The sequence below is a fragment of the Actinokineospora bangkokensis genome, from assembly GCF_001940455.1.
In the GTDB taxonomy this organism is placed as follows: domain Bacteria; phylum Actinomycetota; class Actinomycetes; order Mycobacteriales; family Pseudonocardiaceae; genus Actinokineospora; species Actinokineospora bangkokensis.
Genome location: NZ_MKQR01000020.1, coordinates 1 through 18,225, shown reverse-complemented (window position 1 = coordinate 18,225; position 18,225 = coordinate 1). Strand labels below are relative to the sequence as shown.

General features: G+C 73.9%; 18 protein-coding genes. 16 read left to right on the top strand and 2 right to left on the bottom strand.

Features of this window, described 5'->3' with window-relative positions:
- Positions 1–127 precede the first annotated feature (127 nt).
- Positions 128–1,633, top strand: coding sequence for a glycoside hydrolase family protein (locus BJP25_RS20085; RefSeq protein WP_075976542.1), 1,506 nt, complete (start codon positions 128–130; stop codon positions 1,631–1,633).
- A gap of 25 nt (positions 1,634–1,658) precedes the next feature.
- Here BJP25_RS20085 and BJP25_RS20080 read toward each other — a convergent pair whose 3' ends face one another.
- On the bottom strand, positions 1,659–2,129 hold the full coding sequence (locus tag BJP25_RS20080) for a B-4DMT family transporter (protein WP_143219217.1): 471 nt from the start codon (positions 2,127–2,129) through the stop codon (positions 1,659–1,661).
- A 95-nt stretch (positions 2,130–2,224) separates the two neighbouring features.
- Between BJP25_RS20080 and BJP25_RS20075 the strand changes: the two genes are divergently transcribed.
- Genes BJP25_RS20075 through nusB form a run of 3 tightly spaced genes read left to right on the top strand, consistent with a single transcriptional unit; the run spans position 2,225 to position 4,319 of the window.
- Positions 2,225–3,292: a M24 family metallopeptidase gene (locus tag BJP25_RS20075; RefSeq protein WP_075976541.1), complete on the top strand. Its 1,068-nt coding sequence runs from the start codon at positions 2,225–2,227 to the stop codon at positions 3,290–3,292.
- Positions 3,293–3,334: 42 nt separating this feature from the next.
- Positions 3,335–3,898: an elongation factor P gene (gene efp / locus BJP25_RS20070; protein WP_075976540.1), complete on the top strand. Its 564-nt coding sequence runs from the start codon at positions 3,335–3,337 to the stop codon at positions 3,896–3,898.
- A gap of 1 nt (position 3,899) precedes the next feature.
- Positions 3,900–4,319 (top strand): transcription antitermination factor NusB, encoded by a 420-nt coding sequence (gene nusB, locus BJP25_RS20065; protein ID WP_075976539.1) that lies wholly within the window; start codon positions 3,900–3,902, stop codon positions 4,317–4,319.
- Between the two features lie 306 nt (positions 4,320–4,625).
- Here nusB and bldD read toward each other — a convergent pair whose 3' ends face one another.
- On the bottom strand, positions 4,626–5,114 hold the full coding sequence (bldD, locus tag BJP25_RS20060; protein ID WP_018686187.1) for a transcriptional regulator BldD: 489 nt from the start codon (positions 5,112–5,114) through the stop codon (positions 4,626–4,628).
- A 255-nt stretch (positions 5,115–5,369) separates the two neighbouring features.
- On the opposite strand from bldD, the gene pyrR reads away from it, so the two are divergent.
- From pyrR to metK, 12 genes are all read left to right on the top strand, one after another.
- Entirely contained in the window at positions 5,370–5,987 is a 618-nt protein-coding gene (pyrR, locus tag BJP25_RS20055; RefSeq protein WP_075976538.1) for a bifunctional pyr operon transcriptional regulator/uracil phosphoribosyltransferase PyrR, read from the top strand.
- Positions 5,984–6,934: an aspartate carbamoyltransferase catalytic subunit gene (locus BJP25_RS20050; RefSeq protein WP_075976537.1), complete on the top strand. Its 951-nt coding sequence runs from the start codon at positions 5,984–5,986 to the stop codon at positions 6,932–6,934. The genes pyrR and BJP25_RS20050 overlap by 4 nt, the downstream gene beginning before the upstream one ends.
- Positions 6,931–8,223, top strand: a complete 1,293-nt coding sequence (locus BJP25_RS20045) for a dihydroorotase (RefSeq protein ID WP_075976536.1) — start codon at positions 6,931–6,933, stop codon at positions 8,221–8,223. The genes BJP25_RS20050 and BJP25_RS20045 overlap by 4 nt, the downstream gene beginning before the upstream one ends.
- Complete coding sequence (locus tag BJP25_RS20040) at positions 8,220–8,753, top strand: PH-like domain-containing protein (RefSeq protein ID WP_075976535.1); 534 nt, start codon at positions 8,220–8,222, stop codon at positions 8,751–8,753. The genes BJP25_RS20045 and BJP25_RS20040 overlap by 4 nt, the downstream gene beginning before the upstream one ends.
- Positions 8,746–9,876, top strand: coding sequence for a glutamine-hydrolyzing carbamoyl-phosphate synthase small subunit (gene carA / locus BJP25_RS20035; RefSeq protein WP_075976534.1), 1,131 nt, complete (start codon positions 8,746–8,748; stop codon positions 9,874–9,876). Before BJP25_RS20040 ends, carA begins: the two co-directional genes overlap by 8 nt.
- Positions 9,876–13,187, top strand: a complete 3,312-nt coding sequence (gene carB, locus BJP25_RS20030) for a carbamoyl-phosphate synthase large subunit (RefSeq protein ID WP_075976533.1) — start codon at positions 9,876–9,878, stop codon at positions 13,185–13,187. Before carA ends, carB begins: the two co-directional genes overlap by 1 nt.
- Positions 13,184–14,005 (top strand): orotidine-5'-phosphate decarboxylase, encoded by an 822-nt coding sequence (gene pyrF / locus BJP25_RS20025; protein ID WP_075976532.1) that lies wholly within the window; start codon positions 13,184–13,186, stop codon positions 14,003–14,005. The genes carB and pyrF overlap by 4 nt, the downstream gene beginning before the upstream one ends.
- 443 nt (positions 14,006–14,448) lie before the next feature.
- Positions 14,449–14,766 carry an integration host factor, actinobacterial type gene (gene mihF, locus BJP25_RS20020; protein WP_075976531.1) on the top strand — a complete coding sequence of 106 codons (318 nt, stop codon included), beginning with the start codon at positions 14,449–14,451 and terminating at the stop codon, positions 14,764–14,766.
- Complete coding sequence (gmk, locus tag BJP25_RS20015) at positions 14,767–15,369, top strand: guanylate kinase (protein WP_075976530.1); 603 nt, start codon at positions 14,767–14,769, stop codon at positions 15,367–15,369.
- A gap of 14 nt (positions 15,370–15,383) precedes the next feature.
- A complete protein-coding gene (gene rpoZ / locus BJP25_RS20010) occupies positions 15,384–15,674 on the top strand; it encodes a DNA-directed RNA polymerase subunit omega (protein ID WP_075976529.1) in 291 nt (96 codons plus the stop codon).
- A gap of 4 nt (positions 15,675–15,678) precedes the next feature.
- Positions 15,679–16,929, top strand: a complete 1,251-nt coding sequence (coaBC, locus tag BJP25_RS20005) for a bifunctional phosphopantothenoylcysteine decarboxylase/phosphopantothenate--cysteine ligase CoaBC (RefSeq protein WP_075976528.1) — start codon at positions 15,679–15,681, stop codon at positions 16,927–16,929.
- Positions 16,930–16,974: 45 nt separating this feature from the next.
- On the top strand, positions 16,975–18,180 hold the full coding sequence (gene metK, locus BJP25_RS20000; protein ID WP_075976527.1) for a methionine adenosyltransferase: 1,206 nt from the start codon (positions 16,975–16,977) through the stop codon (positions 18,178–18,180).
- Positions 18,181–18,225 lie beyond the last annotated feature (45 nt).

Below are 18,225 nucleotides of genomic sequence, written 5' to 3'. Positions count from 1 at the left end.
AGTCGGTGCCCGTTCCCCCTGGGTGATCCGGCGCCTCCGGGGTGAAGCGCCGGGGCCGTCCGCGGCGATGCCTACACTGGTCCCGCGTCGACCCCGACGGCGCCCCGGCACGGAGGTCCCCACCCGCATGCCCACCCGGCTCTGGCGCGTCCGCCGCGCCGCCGCGGTCCTCGCGACGCTCGTCGCGCTGGTCCCGGCCGCGGCGTGCTCGGTCGACCCGCCCGCGGGGGTGCAGGGGCCCGAGGTGGCGCCGATCGCCCAGACCGAGACCGACACCGCCCCGTTGTCGCTGGGCACTGACCGGGTGCGCGGTGGCGGGGGCGTGGTCGCCGCAGGCGGCCGGGACTCGGTCTACAACTACGGCCCGACGCTGATGGTCGACGGCGGCCGGTACCGCATGTGGTGGTGCAGCCAGCTCGGCATCGCCAACCCGCCCGGGGACGACATCCTGCTGGCCGAGGCCAAGGGCCCCGGCGGTCCCTACACCGGCCCCGACGGCACCCCCGGCACGCCGGTCTTCTCCGGCAGCTTCACCGGCTTCGACGCGGTGCACACCTGCGACCCGTCGGTGATCAAGGTCGGTGGCACGTACTACCTGTACTACACCGGTGCGGCGGGCGCGCACGCCAACGGCAACGCCATCGGGCTGGCCACCAGCCGCGACGGCCGGGTGTGGAGCCGGGCGAACGGCGGCGCGCCCATCGTCTCCGCCTCGCACAACGTGCACCGGGCCAACGAGTACGGCGCGGGCCAGCCCGCCGTCGCCCACGTCGACGGCTGGTTCTACCTGATGTTCACCGACACGACCGGCCGCGGCGCCGGGCGCAACGGGGCGGGCCAGTTCGTCCTGCGCGCCCGGGACCCCGCCTTCGGCACCGACGTGGAGCTGCTCGGGGAGAACGGGTTCGAGCGCACCATGGGCACCGGCGACCGCGACCGCTCGGTGGTGGACGCCTTCAGCGCCGACCTGATGTGGGTGGACGCGCTCGACGCCTTCGCCATCGCCCACGAGACCAGCGACGGCACCACCCTGACGTTCTGGGACCGGGAGTTCCGCCGCCACCCCTACCAGCCCGCGGTGGTGCGCGGCCCCTGGAAGGAGGGGCCGGGCCTGGTCCGCGACCCGGAGGGCCACGCCCTGCCGTCGCTGGACGACCCGTGCCAGCGCGTCCCGGTCGACCTGGTGCGCGCCACCACCAACGCCGCGGCCCCCACCGACCTGCGCTGGTACGGCGCCGACCTCACCGGCACCGCCGCCTGCCTCGACGCCACCCGCGCCCTGCGGACGCTGGAGGGCTTCGCCATGCCCTCCCCGGAGCGCACCATCGACCTCGTCCTGGGCGGCAAGGTCGTGCGCGTGGAGCGGCGCGCGGTGGCCGACCGCCTCGCGGTCAAGGTCCTCGACCGCCGCGTCCCCGCCCTCGACTCGGTGCCGGTGGAGGCCCACCTGACGTCCGCGGCCCCCGGTGTGCGCATCGGACCCAAGCAGGCCGGGCTGCTGCTGGACGACAAGCGCCTCTGGGCGCTGTCCGATCCGGCCTTGGCGGCCACCAACTCCTCCGCCCTGGCCGACATCACCCCCCGGGACTGGGCCGGTTACCAGCGCGGCCCGGACCTGGTCGCCCGTCGCTGACGGAACCCATCCCGACCTGACCCGGCTACTCGCCCGTGGTGGAGCGGGGCCGGGGTGAGGGCTTGCGCCGGGGCGCGGGCTCGTCCTCGTCGTCCCCCGCACGACGATCGGGGTCCAGGCGCGGCCCCACGAGCAGGCCCAGGCCCGCCGGGAGCAGCACCAGCAGGGCGGAGAACGCGGCGCCACCGGTCAGCGCCTCGCCCAGCTGGCCCGCGCCGGTCTGGTCGACGAAAAGGCCCCGGCCCAGCGTCGACAGCACGGCCGAGCCGACCCCGGTGATCAGCGCGGCCAGCACCCACGCCCGGCCGCGGTCGGGGACCTCGCGCCAGCCGTCGACCGCCGCCCACACCGCGGCGACGCCCACCAGCACGGCCAGCGAGATCGCCTCCAGCACGGACTGGCCGGTCGGGTTCGCCGCCTTCAGCGCGGCCACCACCACCGAGACCACCGCGTGCACCACCGCCAGGACCGCGCCGCGCACCACCCACACATGCATTGCCGCAGCGTAGGACCGCCCGGGGCGCCGCTGCCACCCCGCGACCGCGCCCCGGCCCGCGCCCCGGCCCGCGCCGCGGTCGTAAGCTCGGGCGCATGGCCACCCACGCCCTGCGCCGCGCGGCGCTGCGCACCGAGCTCGCCGACCGCGAGTTGGACGCCCTGCTGGTGACAGACCTGCTCAACGTCCGCTACCTGACCGGGTTCACCGGGTCGAACGCCGCGCTGCTGGTCACCGGCGCCGAGGACAGCACCCTGTTCTGCACCGACGGGCGCTACACCGAGCAGGCCGCGACCGAGGTGCCGGACTTGCGCGCGGTGACGTCCCGGCAGTCCGCGCCCGCGCTGGCCGAGCTGGCCATCGGCCGGGTCGGCTTCGACAGCGCGCACGTCACCGTCGACGGCCTCGACGCGCTCGGCTCGGTGACCAGGGCCGAGCTGGTGCGGGCCGCCGGGCTGGTGGAGCGGCTGCGGGCGGTCAAGGACGAGGTGGAGCTGGCCGCGCTGCGCACCGCCTGCGCGATCGGGGACCAGGCGTTCGCGGACCTGCTGGCCGCGGGCGGCCTGGTCGGGCGCACCGAGCTGGAGGTGGCCAGGGACCTCGAGGGGCGGATGGTGGCGCTGGGCGCCGAGGCGCCCGCCTTCGCCTCCATCGTCGCCGCGGGCGCGAACTCCTCCATCCCGCACCACCGGCCCACCGAGGCCGTGCTGCGCACCGGTGACCTGCTCAAGCTGGACTTCGGCGCCAAGGTCGACGGCTACCACTCGGACATGACCAGGACGGTGGCGCTGGGGCGGGTGGCCGACTGGCAGCGGGAGGTCTACGACCTGGTGGCCCAGGCGCAGGCGGCGGGCTGCGCGGCGCTGGCGCCGGGGGTGGCGGGCCGCGAGGTCGACCGCGCCGCCCGCTCGGTGATCGAGGCCGCGGGCCGCGGCGAGCAGTTCGTGCATGGCCTCGGGCACGGGGTCGGCCTGCAGGTGCACGAGGCCCCGAGCCTGGCGGCGACCGCCGACGGTACACTTCCCGCCGGTGTTGCGGTCACCGTCGAACCGGGTGTGTACCTGGCAGGCAAGGGCGGGGTCCGCATCGAGGACACGCTCGTCGTGCGGGACACCGGTCCCGAGCCCCTCACGCTGACCACCAAGCAGCTCCTGGTCGTCTGACGGCGACCGGAGGACGCGCGCGGAAACAGGAGATCGAAGCAAGTGGCCTCGACCAACGACCTGAAGAACGGCCTGGTGCTCAACCTTGAGGGCCAGCTGTGGACCGTCACCGAGTTCCAGCACGTCAAGCCGGGCAAGGGTCCCGCCTTCGTGCGGACCAAGCTCAAGCACGTCATGACCGGCAAGGTCGTCGACAAGACGTTCAACGCGGGCATCAAGGTCGACACGGCCACCGTCGACCGCCGCGACATGACCTACCTGTACAACGACGGGTCCGAGTACTTCTTCATGGACCCGGGGACGTTCGAGCAGATCGGCATCAGCGGCGCCGTCGTGGGCGACGCGGCGAAGTTCCTGCTGGAGAACGGCACCGCCACGGTGTCCTCGCACGAGGGCGAGCCGCTGTTCATCGAGCTGCCGACCTCGGTCGAGCTGGTCATCGAGCACACCGACCCCGGCCTGCAGGGCGACCGCTCCACCGGCGGCACCAAGCCCGCCCGCCTGGAGACCGGCGCCGAGATCCAGGTCCCGCTGTTCGTCACCACCGGCGAGAAGGTCAAGGTCGACACCCGCGACGGCCGCTACCTCGGTCGCGTCAACAGCTGACGTGGGCGCCCGCAGCAAAGCGCGCAAGCGCGCCGTCGACCTGCTGTTCGAGGCGGCGGTGCGCGGTGCCGACCCGGTGACCCTGCTGGCCGACCGGGTCGGCAACCCCGACGTGCCCCCGGTCAACGACTACACCGTGTCCCTGGTGGAGGGCATCACCGCGCACCGGGCCCGGATCGACGAACTGCTCACCGAGCACGCCGAGGGCTGGTCGCTGGCTAGGATGCCCGCGGTCGACCTCGCCGTGCTGCGGCTGGGCCTCTACGAGCTGCTGTGGGCCGAGGACGTGCCGGACGCGGTGGCCATCGACGAGGCGGTGCAGCTGGCGAAATCGCTGTCCACCGACGACTCGCCGCGGTTCGTCAACGGCGTGCTCGGCCGCATCGCGGGCATCGCCGACCGCCTCCGCGCCACCCTGTAGCCCACGCGACCCCGCAGGCCGACCGACAGCGCGGTGGCGTGGCCACCTGCGGTCCAGGCCTGCCCGGGGCGCTCGGCGCCTGGCCCGGGGTCGTGCGGTGCGCGCCGCCGCGGGCTCCAGCTCCCCGACCCCGGGACCCGCCCCGTGCGGGCCTCCCGGGGACGGCCGGTCCGGCGCGCCCCTGCCCGGTGCCCAGCGCCCGTCGGCGTGCTGGTGGCGCGGCACCGGGACCGCACCCGGGGACGACGAAACGCCCGCCGCGCGGCATCCCCGTCCGCGCGTGCGGGCGCCGGTCGCCCGCGGGGCTCAGTCCTCCTTGGAGGGCCGGGCCTCCGGCGGCAGCACACCCCAGTCGATGAGCTGCTCGGTCAGCTCGCCCGGGGTCATGTCGTAGATGATCGCCAGCGAGCGCAGGTCCTCGGTGCGGATGGAGAGCACCTTGCCGTTGTAGTCCCCGCGCTGGCTCTGGATGGTCGCCGCGTAGCGGGCCAGCGGCCCGACCTTCTCCGCGGGCAGCTGCTGCAACCGCTCCAGGTTGATCACGATCTTGGTGGCGGGCTCGGCGCCGGAGGGCACCCGGCCCTCGGGCAGCAGCTCGACCACCGGCACGCCGTAGAAGTCCGCCAGCTCGGCCAGCTTCTGCACGGTCACCGCGCGGTCGCCGCGCTCGTAGGAGCCCACGACCACCGCCTTCCAGCGGCCACCGGACTTCTGCTCGACGCCGTGCAGCGACAGCCCCTGCTGCTGGCGGATGGCGCGGAGCTTGGCTCCCAGCGCCTTGGCGTAGTCGCCCATGCGGCGGTTCTCCATTTCCTTCGCCCCGTCGGCGGCTGGAGCTCGCCGCGGGTAGCTTCACCTCAACACGCAGAGTAATGGTTACCCAGAGTTGCCAGGAGGTCAAGCCAATCCGGCGTGCGGGCGTCGTCCACCCCACACCGACCACGTGCCGGAATCGGCGCCCGAGCCTGATACGGTCGGGGAGATCCCAGGTCAGGGGATCGACCGACATCCTTTAACGACCCGTCCGGTGAGGCGGGGAAGGAGTCCGCCGTGCCGCCGCGGGACCGTGGCGCGCCGGAACCGGTCGGGCGGCGCGAGCTGCTGGCGGCCGGCGACGTGGCGCGCACCATCGCTCGAATGGCCCATCAGGTCATCGAGAAGACATCGCTCGGTGCGTCCGGGGCCGCGCCGGTCGTCCTGCTCGGCATCCCGACCCGGGGTGCCCCGCTGGCGGCCAGGCTGGCCGAGCGGGTGGCCGAGTTCTCCGGCGCCGCCGTGCCCACCGGCACCCTGGACGTGACCCTCTACCGCGACGACCTGCGCCGCAAGCCCACCCGGCCGCTGGGCGACACCGCCCTGCCGCCCGGCGGCATCGACGACGCGCTGGTCGTGCTGGTCGACGACGTGCTGTTCTCCGGGCGCACCATCCGCGCCGCGCTCGACGCGCTGCGCGACGCGGGCCGCCCGCGCGCGGTGCAGCTCGCCGTCCTGGTCGACCGGGGCCACCGCGAACTGCCGATCCGCGCCGACTACGTGGGCAAGAACGTGCCCACCTCGCGCTCCGAGGAGGTGCACGTGCTGCTCACCGAGACCGACGGCCGCGACGCCGTGCTGCTCACCCGCCCCGGCGCGGGCGAGGAGGGGCCCTCGGCCGGGGAGGGCGCGTGAAGCACCTGCTCGGCACCGACGGCCTCGACCGCGACACCGCGCTGGCCGTGCTCGACACCTCCGACCGCCTCAAGCAGACGCTGCTCGGCCGCGAGGTGCGCAAGCTGCCCACGCTGCGCGGCCGCACCGTGATCACCATGTTCTACGAGAACTCCACCCGCACCCGGGTCTCGTTCGAGATCGCCGGGAAGTGGATGAGCGCCGACGTGGTGAACGTCTCCGCGGGCGGGTCCTCGGTGGGCAAGGGCGAGTCGCTGCGCGACACCGCGCTCACCCTGGCCGCCGCGGGCGCCGACTGCGTGATCGTGCGCCACCCCGCCTCCGGGGCCGCGCACCGGCTGGCGGGCTGGCTCGCGGAGGCGGGCACCAGCGTGGTCAACGCCGGGGACGGCACCCACGAGCACCCCACCCAGGCGCTGCTGGACGCGGCGACCCTGCGCGACCGCGTCGGGGACCTGGCGGGCAAGCGGATCGGGGTGGTCGGCGACGTCCTGCACAGCCGGGTGGCCCGCTCCAACGCCCACCTGCTCACCACCCTGGGCGCCCAGGTCGTGCTCATCGCGCCGCCGACGCTGCTGCCCACCCGGGTGGCGGAGTGGTCGGTGGGCTCGGGCGGGGCGCTGGAGGTCAGCCACGAGCTCGACGCCGAGCTGCCCACCCTGGACGCGGTGATGATGCTGCGGGTGCAGGCCGAGCGCATGCACGGCGGGTTCTTCCCCTCGGCGCGCGAGTACGCGATCGCCTACGGGATGAACCAGAACCGGCTCGCGCTGCTGCCCGCGCACGCCCCGGTGCTGCACCCCGGGCCGATGCTGCGCGGCATGGAGATCTCGGCCGCGGTCGCGGACTCGCCGCGCGCGGCCATCACCCAGCAGGTCACCAACGGCGTGCACGTGCGCATGGCGGTGCTCTACCACCTGCTGGCCGGAGAAGAGGACGGTTCATGAGCACCCTGCTCATCCGGGGCGCCCGCCCGTACGGCGAGGGCGGGCCGGTGGACATCCTGGTGCGCGACGGCGTCATCGCCGAGGTCGCCGGGCGGGTCGACGCCGACGGCGCCGAGGTGCTCGACGCGGGCGGGCTGGTGGCCCTGCCCGGGTTCGTCGACCTGCACACCCACCTGCGCGAGCCGGGCCGCGAGGACACCGAGACCATCGAGACCGGGTCGCGGGCCGCGGCGCTGGGCGGCTACACCGCCGTGTTCGCCATGGCCAACACCGACCCGGTGGCCGACAACGCCGTCGTCGTCGAGCACGTGTGGCGCCGCGGCCGGGAGGTCGGGCTGGTCGACGTGCACCCGGTCGGCGCGGTCACCGTCGGCCTCCGGGGCGAGCGGCTGGCCGAGCTGGGCACCATGGCCCGCTCGGCGGCGGGCGTGCGGGTGTTCTCCGACGACGGGCACTGCGTGGCCGACCCGCTGGTCATGCGCCGGGCGCTGGAGTACACCAAGGCGCTCGACGCGGTGGTCGCCCAGCACGCCGAGGAGCCCAGGCTCACCGTGGGCGCGCAGGCGCACGAGGGCGAGGCCGCGGCCCGGCTGGGCCTGGCGGGCTGGCCCGCGGTGGCCGAGGAGTCGATCGTGGCCCGCGACTGCCTGCTGGCCCGGCACGTCGGGGCGCGGCTGCACGTCTGCCACGTCTCCACCGAGGGCACCGCGGACGTGCTGCGCTGGGCCAAGGCCCGCGGCACCAGGGTCTCGGCCGAGGTCACCCCGCACCACCTGCTGCTCGACGACTCGCGGCTGTCGGGCTACGACCCGGTCAACAAGGTCAACCCGCCGCTGCGGACCGGGTCGGACGCCGCCGCGCTGCGCGCCGCGCTCGCCGAGGGCGTCGTCGACTGCGTGGCCACCGACCACGCCCCGCACGCCGCCCAGGACAAGGACTGCGAGTGGTCCGCGGCCCGGCCCGGCATGCTGGGCCTGCAGACCGCGCTGCCGATCGTGGTGCGCACGATGGTCGAGCCCGGCCTGCTCGACTGGCGCGGGGTGGCCAGGGTGATGAGCGAGCGGCCCGCCGAGATCGCCGGGCTGCCCGACCAGGGCAGGCCGATCGCCGTCGGCGAGCCCGCGACCCTGGCCCTGGTCGACCCGGCCGGGCGCTGGACCGTGCGCGGCGCCGACCTGGCCAGCATCGCGGCCAACACCCCCTACGAGGGCATGGAGCTGCCCGGCACCGTGGTCGCCACGCTGCTGCGCGGCACCCCCACCGCCCGCGACGGGAAGGCCGCGTCATGACCAGGCTCGTGCTCACCCTGGCGTTCCTGGCGGTGATCGCGCTGCTGGCCGCGCTGATGTGGTGGGGCTACCGCGGCCGGGCCCGGCGGCAGGCCGCGGTGCTGCCCGCCTTCCCCGCCGTGCCCGACGGGCTGCTGGCCAAGGCCCGCGCGGGCGAGCTGGCCGAGCTGCTGCCGCCGAGCACCGGCGTGTACGCCAGCACGGTCACCGACGCGGGCTGGCAGGACCGGGTCGCCGTGGGCGACGTCGGGTTCCGCGCCAACGCGACCGCGCACCTGGTCGCCGAGGGCGTGCTGTTCGACCGCGAGGGCGCCGCACCGGTGTGGATCCCCGCGGGGTCGGTGCTCGCCGCGCGCACCGAGGCGGGCATCGCCGGGAAGGTGATGGGCCGCGACGGGCTGCTCGTCGTGCGCTGGGCCGTCGACGGCCAGGGGTTCGACACCGGCTTCCGGGCCGACGACAAGGACGACTACGACACGTGGGTTCCCGCGCTCGGCGCGCTCAACCCGGAGGTGAGCAACGGTGACTGAGACCAGCACCCGCGCGCAGGCCGCGCTGGTCCTCGAAGACGGCAGGGTCTTCCCCGGCGAGGCGTTCGGCGCCACCGGGGAGACCTTCGGCGAGGTGGTGTTCTGCACCGCCATGACCGGCTACCAGGAGACGCTGACCGACCCCTCCTACCACCGGCAGATCGTGGTGCAGACCGCGCCGCAGATCGGCAACACCGGCTGGAACGACGAGGACGACGAGTCGAGCCGGATCTGGGTGTCGGGCTACGTCGTGCGCGACCCCGCGCGCGTGCCGAGCAACTGGCGCTCCACCAGGACCCTCGACGAGGCGCTGGTGGGTGGTGGCGTGGTCGGCATCAGCGGGGTCGACACCCGCTCGCTGACCCGCCACCTGCGCGAGCGCGGCGCCATGCGGGCCGGGGTGTTCTCCGGTGCCGCGCTGGCCGACCGGGACGCGATGGTCGACCGGGTGCGGCAGAGCCCGCGGATGGAGGGCGCCGAGCTGGCAGGCGAGGTGACCACCGGCGAGGGCTACGTGGTCCCCGCCGAGGGCGAGCGCCGGTTCCGGGTGGCCGCGCTGGACCTGGGCATCAAGTCCAACACCCCGCGGATGCTGGCCCAGCGGGGCATCGAGACGCACGTGCTGCCCGCCACCACCTCGGTGGACGAGCTGCTGGCCGTCGAGGCCGACGGGGTGTTCCTGTCCAACGGGCCGGGCGACCCCGCCACCGCCGACCACCCCGTCGCGCTGACCAGGGCGGTGCTGGAGCGGCGGATCCCGCTGTTCGGCATCTGCTTCGGCAACCAGATCCTCGGCCGCGCGCTGGGCCTGGGCACCTACAAGCTGCGCTACGGCCACCGCGGCGTGAACATCCCGGTCATCGACATCAGCACCGGGCGGGTCGCGATCACCGCGCAGAACCACGGCTTCGCCATCGCCGGGGAGCCGGGCAAGCCCTTCGACACCGACTTCGGCGCCGCCGAGGTCAGCCACTACTGCCCCAACGACGGCTGCGTCGAGGGCGTGCGGGCGCTGGACGTGCCCGCCTTCTCCGTGCAGTACCACCCCGAGGCCGCGGCGGGCCCGCACGACGCCGCCGACCTGTTCGACCGCTTCGCCGAGCTGATGGAGGGCAACCGCTGATGGCCAAGCGCGAGGACATCAAGCACGTTCTGGTGATCGGGTCCGGCCCGATCGTCATCGGCCAGGCCTGCGAGTTCGACTACTCCGGCACCCAGGCCTGCCGGGTGCTGCGCGAGGAGGGCATCCGGGTCTCGCTGGTCAACTCCAACCCGGCGACGATCATGACCGACCCGGAGTTCGCCGACGCCACCTACATCGAGCCGATCACCCCGGAGTTCGTCGAGCGGGTCATCGCCGCCGAGCGCCCGGACGCCGTGCTGGCCACCCTGGGCGGGCAGACCGCGCTCAACACCGCGGTGGCCCTGCACGAGCGCGGGGTGCTGGAGAAGTACGGCGTGGAGCTCATCGGCGCCGACATCGACGCCATCCAGCGCGGCGAGGACCGGCAGAAGTTCAAGGACATCGTCGCCCAGGTCGGCGGCCAGACCCCGCGCAGCAGGGTCTGCCACTCGATGGACGAGGTCCGCGAGACCGTGGCCGAGCTGGGCCTGCCGGTGGTCATCCGGCCCTCGTTCACCATGGGCGGGCTGGGCTCGGGCATGGCGCACACCCCCGCCGACCTGGAGCGGCTGGCCTCCACCGGCCTGGCCGAGTCCCCGGTGACCGAGGTGCTCATCGAGGAGTCGGTGCTCGGCTGGAAGGAGTACGAGCTGGAGCTGATGCGCGACAAGCACGACAACGTCGTCGTCATCTGCTCCATCGAGAACATCGACGCCATGGGCGTGCACACCGGCGACTCGGTGACCGTCGCGCCCGCGATGACCCTGACCGACCGCGAGTACCAGCACATGCGCGACGTGGGCATCGACGTGCTGCGGGCGGTCGGCGTCGACACCGGCGGCTGCAACATCCAGTTCGCCGTGCACCCGGGCACCGGCCGGATGGTCGTCATCGAGATGAACCCGCGGGTGTCGCGCTCCTCGGCGCTGGCGTCGAAGGCCACCGGCTTCCCGATCGCCAAGATCGCCGCGAAGCTGGCCATCGGCTACACCCTCGACGAGATCACCAACGACATCACCGGCGAGACCCCGGCCTCGTTCGAGCCGACCCTGGACTACGTCGTGGTCAAGGTGCCCCGGTTCGCCTTCGAGAAGTTCCCCGGGGCCGACCCCGAGCTGACCACCACCATGAAGAGCGTCGGCGAGGCGATGGCCATCGGCCGCAGCTTCCCCGAGGCGCTGGGCAAGGCGCTGCGGTCGATGGAGACCAAGGCGGTCGGCTTCTGGACCACCGCCGACCCCGAGGTGGCCACCAAGGACTCCGAGCTGCAGGCGCTGCGCGTCCCGCACGACGGCAGGCTCTACACCGTGGAGCGGGCGCTGCGGCTGGGCGCCACGGTCGCGGAGGTGCACGACGCCTCCGGGATCGACCCGTGGTTCGTCGACCAGGTGCTCGCGCTGGTGCGGCTGCGCGAGGAGCTGACCGCGGCCCCGGTGCTCGACGGCGCGCTGCTGCGCCGGGCCAAGCGGGCGGGCCTGTCCGACCGGCAGGTCGCCGCGCTGCGCCCGGAGCTGGCGGGCGAGGACGGGGTGCGCACCCTGCGCCACCGGCTCGGCGTGCGGCCGGTGTTCAAGACCGTCGACACCTGCGCGGCGGAGTTCGCCGCCACCACGCCCTACCACTACTCCGCCTACGAGCTCGACCCCGAGGCCGAGACCGAGGTGGCCCCGCAGCGCGAGCGGCCCAAGGTGCTCATCCTGGGCTCCGGGCCCAACCGCATCGGCCAGGGCATCGAGTTCGACTACTCCTGCGTGCACGCGGCCATGGCGCTGCGCGCCGCCGGGTACGAGACGGTGATGGTCAACTGCAACCCGGAGACCGTCTCCACCGACTACGACACCTCCGACCGGCTCTACTTCGAGCCGCTCACCTTCGAGGACGTGCTGGAGGTGGTGCACGCCGAGCGCCAGTCCGGCACCGTCGTGGGCGTGGTCGTGCAGCTGGGCGGGCAGACCCCGCTGGGCCTGGCGCGGCGGCTGGCCGACGCGGGCGTGCCGATCGTGGGCACCCCCCCGGAGGCCATCCACCTGGCCGAGGACCGCGGCGCCTTCGGCGACGTGCTGACCGGGGCGGGGCTGCCCGCGCCGAAGTACGGCACCGCCACCTCCTTCGCCGGGGCCAAGCGGATCGCCGACGAGATCGGCTACCCGGTGCTGGTGCGCCCGTCCTATGTGCTCGGCGGGCGCGGCATGGAGATCGTCTACGACGAGGACTCGCTGGCCGGCTACATCGACCGCGCCACCGAGGTCTCCCCGGAGCACCCGGTGCTGGTCGACCGGTTCCTCGACGACGCCATCGAGATCGACGTCGACGCGCTGTGCGACGGCACCGAGGTCTACCTCGGCGGGGTGATGGAGCACATCGAGGAGGCGGGCATCCACTCCGGCGACTCCGCCTGCGCCCTGCCGCCGATCACCCTGGGCCGGGTCGACCTGGAGGCGGTGCGCCGCCACACGGAGGCGATCGCCTTCGGCGTCGGGGTGCGCGGGCTGCTCAACGTGCAGTACGCGCTCAAGGACGACGTGCTCTACGTCCTGGAGGCCAACCCCAGGGCCAGCCGCACGGTGCCGTTCGTGTCCAAGGCGACCGCCGCGCCGCTGGCCAAGGCCGCGGCCCGGATCATGCTCGGCGCCACCATCGCCGAGCTGCGCGCCGAGGGCATGCTCAACGCGGTGGGCGACGGCGCCGAGCTGCCCGAGGGCGCCCCGGTGGCGGTCAAGGAGGCGGTGCTGCCCTTCCACCGGTTCCGCACCAAGGAGGGTCACGGCGTCGACTCGCTGCTGAGCCCGGAGATGAAGTCCACCGGCGAGGTCATGGGCATCGACGCCTCGTTCGGCAAGGCCTACGCCAAGTCCCAGACCGCCTCCTACGGCTCGCTGCCCACCTCCGGGCGGGTGTTCGTCTCGGTGGCCAACCGGGACAAGCGGGCGATCGTGTTCCCGGTCAAGCGACTGGCCGACCTGGGCTTCGAGATCCTGGCGACCTCGGGCACCGCGCAGGTGCTGCGCCGCAACGGGATCCCGTGCACCGAGGTGCGCAAGCACTCCGAGGGCGCGGAGAACGTCGTCGACCTCATCCGCGCGGGCGAGGTGGACATGGTCGTCAACACCCCCTACGGCAACCACGGGCCCCGGGTGGACGGCTACGAGATCCGCACCGCCGCGGTGTCGCGCGACATCCCGTGCGTGACCACGATCCAGGGCGCCGCGGCCGCGGTGCAGGGGATCGAGGCGCTGATCCGCGACGACGTGGGCGTCCGACCGCTGCAGGACCTGCAGGCGGCGCTGCGCGCGGAGGTGGCGGGGGCGTGAGCTTCGGGTCCCGGCTGGCCGCGGCGGTCGCCGCGCGCGGCCCGCTGTGCGCGGGGATCGACCCGCACCCCGGCCTGCTCGACGCCTGGGGCCTGCCCCGCGACGCCTCGGGGCTGGAGCGCTTCGCGCTCACCTGCGTCGAGGCGCTGGCGGGGCGGGTGGCGCTGGTCAAGCCGCAGTCGGCGTTCTTCGAGGCGCACGGCTCGCGGGGCGTGGCGGTGCTGGAGCGGGTGGTGGCCGAGTCGCGGGCGGCCGGGGCGCTGGTGCTGCTCGACGTCAAGCGCGGCGACATCGGCTCCACCATGGCCGCCTACGCCGAGGCCTACCTGGCCGACGGGGCGCCGCTGGCCGCCGACGCGGTGACGCTGTCGCCGTACCTGGGCTTCGGGTCGCTGGACCCGGCGCTGGACCTGGCCGAGCGGACCGGGCGCGGCGCGTTCGTGCTGGCGCTGACGTCCAACCCGGAGGGCGCGTCGGTGCAGCGGGCCGCCGCCGGGGGGCGCAGCGTGGCGCAGGCGGTGGTCGACGCCGCCGCGGCGCGCAACGCCACCGCCGGGGGCCCGGGCTCGGTGGGCCTGGTGATCGGGGCGACGGTGGGCGAGCACGGCCTGGACCTCTCGGCGCTCAACGGGCCGATCCTCGCCCCCGGGATCGGGGCGCAGGGGGCGGGCCCGGCTCAGCTGCGGGCGGTGTTCGGGGCGAACCTCCCGCACGTGCTGCCCGCCAGCTCCCGCGACGTGCTGCGGCACGGCCCGGACGTGGCCGCGCTGGCGGCGGCGGCGGAGCGGGTCAACGCGGAGCTGTCGGCGGCGGTCTGACGGGGTCGACCCGGGTGCGCGCGGGGCGGGCGCGCGCCCGGGTGGGGTGGCGAGTTTTCGACATGAGCGGTAGGCATATCACCTATGAGAATGGGTGGGTTTGCGCAATTGTCGGACCGCCCCGGCCACTTTTCCGGCGCCCTCGGCGTTTGCGCAGGTCGGAGGGGGTTGGGCCAAACGGGTGTGTTCGCTGACCTGCGGAAAGTGTCACCGGCGACACTTTGTCCCGCGGAGACCGACTGGTCGCACTCGGTGACCGGGTCGGCCCACCGCGCCCGCGGGAGATCACCGCAGGTCAGCGGGCGGGCTGTCACTGCACGTTGATCAACTTTTGGCCGCCGGTCACGGTGTGCACATCCCGGACCCGCGTTGTCCTCGCAGGCCAGGGGTCGGTAACGTCGCGGCACCGATCCGGAAGAAATCCCACCCCCACGGAGGAAATCGTGGCCCTTCCCCAGCTGACCGAGGAGCAGCGGGCCGCAGCGCTGGAGAAGGCGGCTGCCGCCCGTCGTGCGCGAGCCGAACTCAAGGAGCGCCTGAAGCGAGGCGGCACCACCCTCAAGGAAGTGCTGGCTCAGTCCGACAACGACGAGGTCCTGGGCAAGATGAAGGTCACCGCGCTGCTGGAGGCCCTGCCGGGCGTCGGCAAGGTGCGTGCCCAGCAGATCATCGAGCGCCTGGAGATCGCGCCGTCGCGCCGCCTGCGCGGCCTCGGCGACCGCCAGCGCAAGGCCCTGCTGGCCGAGTTCAGCGGCGAGTGAGTGAGCCTCTCAACAGGCAATGAGCCGAGGCCGGGGAACCCCCGGCCTCGGCTCACTGTTGTCTCCGGGCCGTCGGGGGTGGGCAAGTCCAGCGTGGTCGGCGCGCTGCGCGCGCTGCACCCGGCGGTGTACTTCAGCGTCTCGGTCACCACCCGCCGCCCCCGCCCCGGCGAGGTCGACGGGCAGCACTACCACTTCGTCGACAAGGCCGAGTTCGACCGGCTGGCCGCGACCGGGCAGCTGCTGGAGCACGCCGAGTACGCGGGCAACCACTACGGCACCCCGCGCGGGCCGGTGGAGGCCGCGCTGGCCGCCGGGCGGCCAGCGGTGCTGGAGATCGAGCTGCAGGGGGCCCGCCAGGTGCGCGTGGCGATGCCCGAGGCGCAGCTGGTCATGCTGGTGCCCCCGTCCTGGGAGACCCTGGTCACCCGGTTGGTGGGCCGCGGCACCGAGGACGAGCAGCTGATCGCCAAGCGGCTGGCCGTGGCCAAGGAGGAACTGGCCGCCGAGTCGGAGTTCGACCGGGTGGTCGTGAACTCCGACGTGCAGGCCGCCGCGCGCGAGTTGCTAACCTGGGTGCTCACCGAGTCGAACGAGCAGTGACTGGAGCTGTGCGAGTGATCACCCCGACCGAGCTGGGCGCCCTGGGCGAGCCGTCGACGACGGCCCTTGAGGGCATCACCAACCCGCCCATCGACGACCTGCTCGACAAGGTCAGCTCGAAGTACGCGCTGGTGATCTACGCCGCCAAGCGCGCCCGCCAGATCAACGACTACTACGCCCAGCTGGGCGAGGGCCTGCTGGAGTACGTCGGCCCGCTGGTGGAGCCGGGACCGCGGGAGAAGCCGCTGTCCATCGCCCTGCGCGAGATCCACTCGGGCCTGCTCGAGCACACCGAGGGCGAGTGACCGGGTGACCGAGCGGCCCCGCGTCGTCCTCGGCGTGGGCGGTGGGATCGCCGCCTACAAGGCGTGCGAGGTCCTGCGCGGTCTCACCGAGACCGGCCACGACGTGCGGGTCGTGCCCACGGCCGCGGCGCTGAACTTCATCGGCGCGGCCACCTTCGAGGCGCTCTCGGGCAACAAGGTGCACACCGGCGTGTTCGCCGACGTGCCCGAGGTCCCGCACGTGCGCCTCGGGCAGCAGGCCGACCTGGTGCTGGTCGTGCCGTCCACCGCCGACCTGCTGGCCAAGGCCGCCCACGGCCTCGCCGACGACCTGCTGACCAACACCCTGCTCACCGCGCGCTGCCCGGTGCTGATGGTGCCCGCGATGCACACCGAGATGTGGGAGCACGCGGCCACCCGGGCCAACGTGGCCACCCTGCGCGGGCGCGGCGTCGTCGTCGCCGAGCCCGCCAGCGGCAGGCTCACCGGCAAGGACACCGGCAAGGGCCGCCTGCCGGACCCCTCGGAGATCGTCGACCTGGCCCGGTTGCTGCTGGATCGCCCGCAGGCGCTGCCGCGCGACCTGGAGGGCCTGCACGTCGTGGTCTCCGCGGGCGGCACCCGCGAGCCGCTGGACCCCGTGCGCTGGCTGGGCAACCGCTCCTCGGGCAAGCAGGGCTTCGCCCTGGCGCGCACCGCCGCCCAGCGCGGTGCCCGGGTGACCCTGGTCGCCGCGCACACCGCCGGGCTGTCCCGACCCGCAGGCGTCGACGTGGTCCAGGTGGGCACCACCGAGCAGCTGCGCGACGCGGTGCACCTGGCCGCCGCGGACGCCGACGTGGTGGTGATGGCCGCGGCCGTCGCCGACTTCCGGCCCGCGCTGCGCGCCGAGTACAAGATCAAGAAATCGGACCGCGACCCCGACCCGGTCGAGCTGACCCGCAACCCCGACGTGCTCGCCGAGCTGGTGCGCGCGCGCCGCGAGCTGCCCAGGACCGGGCAGGTCATCGTGGGCTTCGCCGCGGAGACCGGGGACGGGGGCGCGGACGTGCTGGACTTCGCCAGGGCGAAGCTCGCCCGCAAGGGCTGCGACCTGCTCGTGGTCAACGCGGTCGGGGAGGGCAAGGCGTTCGAGACCGAGGACAACGGGGGGTGGCTGCTGGGCGCCGACGGCAGCGAGACCCCCTTGCAGCACGGGTCGAAGTCCCGGCTGGCGTCCGAGGTCTGGGATGCCGTCAGCGGGTTTCGCACCGGGTCGACCGGTGCGCCACGCTGAGGACAACTTCTGTCGGGAACTACCGGACCTAAATGGGGTTATGGCGTGAGTGAGAACAACGGCCTTCGGCTGTTCACCTCGGAGTCGGTGACCGAGGGTCACCCGGACAAGATCTGCGACGCGATCAGCGACTCGGTGCTGGACGCGCTGCTCAAGGACGACCCGCGTTCCCGGGTCGCGGTCGAGACCCTGGTCACGACCGGGCAGGTGCACGTCGCGGGCGAGGTGACCACCAGCGCCTACGCCGACATCCCGGCCATCGTGCGGGAGAAGATCCTCGAGATCGGCTACGACTCCTCGGCCAAGGGCTTCGACGGCAACTCCTGCGGGGTCAACGTCGCCATCGGCGCGCAGTCGCCCGACATCGCCCAGGGCGTCGACACCGCGCACGAGACCCGGGTCGAGAACGCCTCCGACGAGATCGACAAGCAGGGCGCGGGCGACCAGGGCCTGATGTTCGGCTACGCCTGCTCCGACACCCCGGAGCTGATGCCGCTGCCGATCGCGCTGGCCCACCGGCTGTCCCGGCGGCTGACCAAGGTCCGCAAGGACGGCGTGCTGCCCTACCTGCGCCCCGACGGCAAGACCCAGGTCACCATCGGCTACGACGGCGACCGCCCGGTCACCCTCGACACCGTGGTGCTGTCCACCCAGCACGCCGACGGCGTCGACCTGGACAAGCTGCTCGGCGTGGACATCCGCGAGCAGGTCGTGCTCCCCGAGCTGGCCTCCCTCGACCTCGACACCGAGGGCGTGCGGCTGCTGGTCAACCCCACCGGCCGGTTCGTCATCGGCGGCCCGATGGGCGACGCGGGCCTGACCGGCCGCAAGATCATCGTCGACACCTACGGCGGCATGGCCCGCCACGGCGGCGGCGCCTTCTCCGGCAAGGACCCGTCGAAGGTCGACCGCTCGGCCGCCTACGCCATGCGCTGGGTCGCCAAGAACGCCGTGGCCGCCGGGCTCGCCGACCGCATCGAGGTCCAGGTCGCCTACGCGATCGGCAAGGCCGCCCCGGTCGGGCTGTTCGTGGAGACCTTCGGCACCGAGAAGGTCGACCCGGCCCGCATCGAGGCCGCCATCAAGGAGGTCTTCGACCTGCGCCCGGCCGCGATCATCCGCGACCTGGACCTGCTGCGCCCGATCTACGCCCCGACCGCGGCCTACGGCCACTTCGGCCGCACCGACGTCGAGCTGCCCTGGGAGGGCACCGAGCGCGCCGACGCGCTCAAGAGCCTCGTCGGCGCCTGATCCGCGATGTGTGGCGGCGGGCCACCCCGGGGCCGCCCCCCCCGC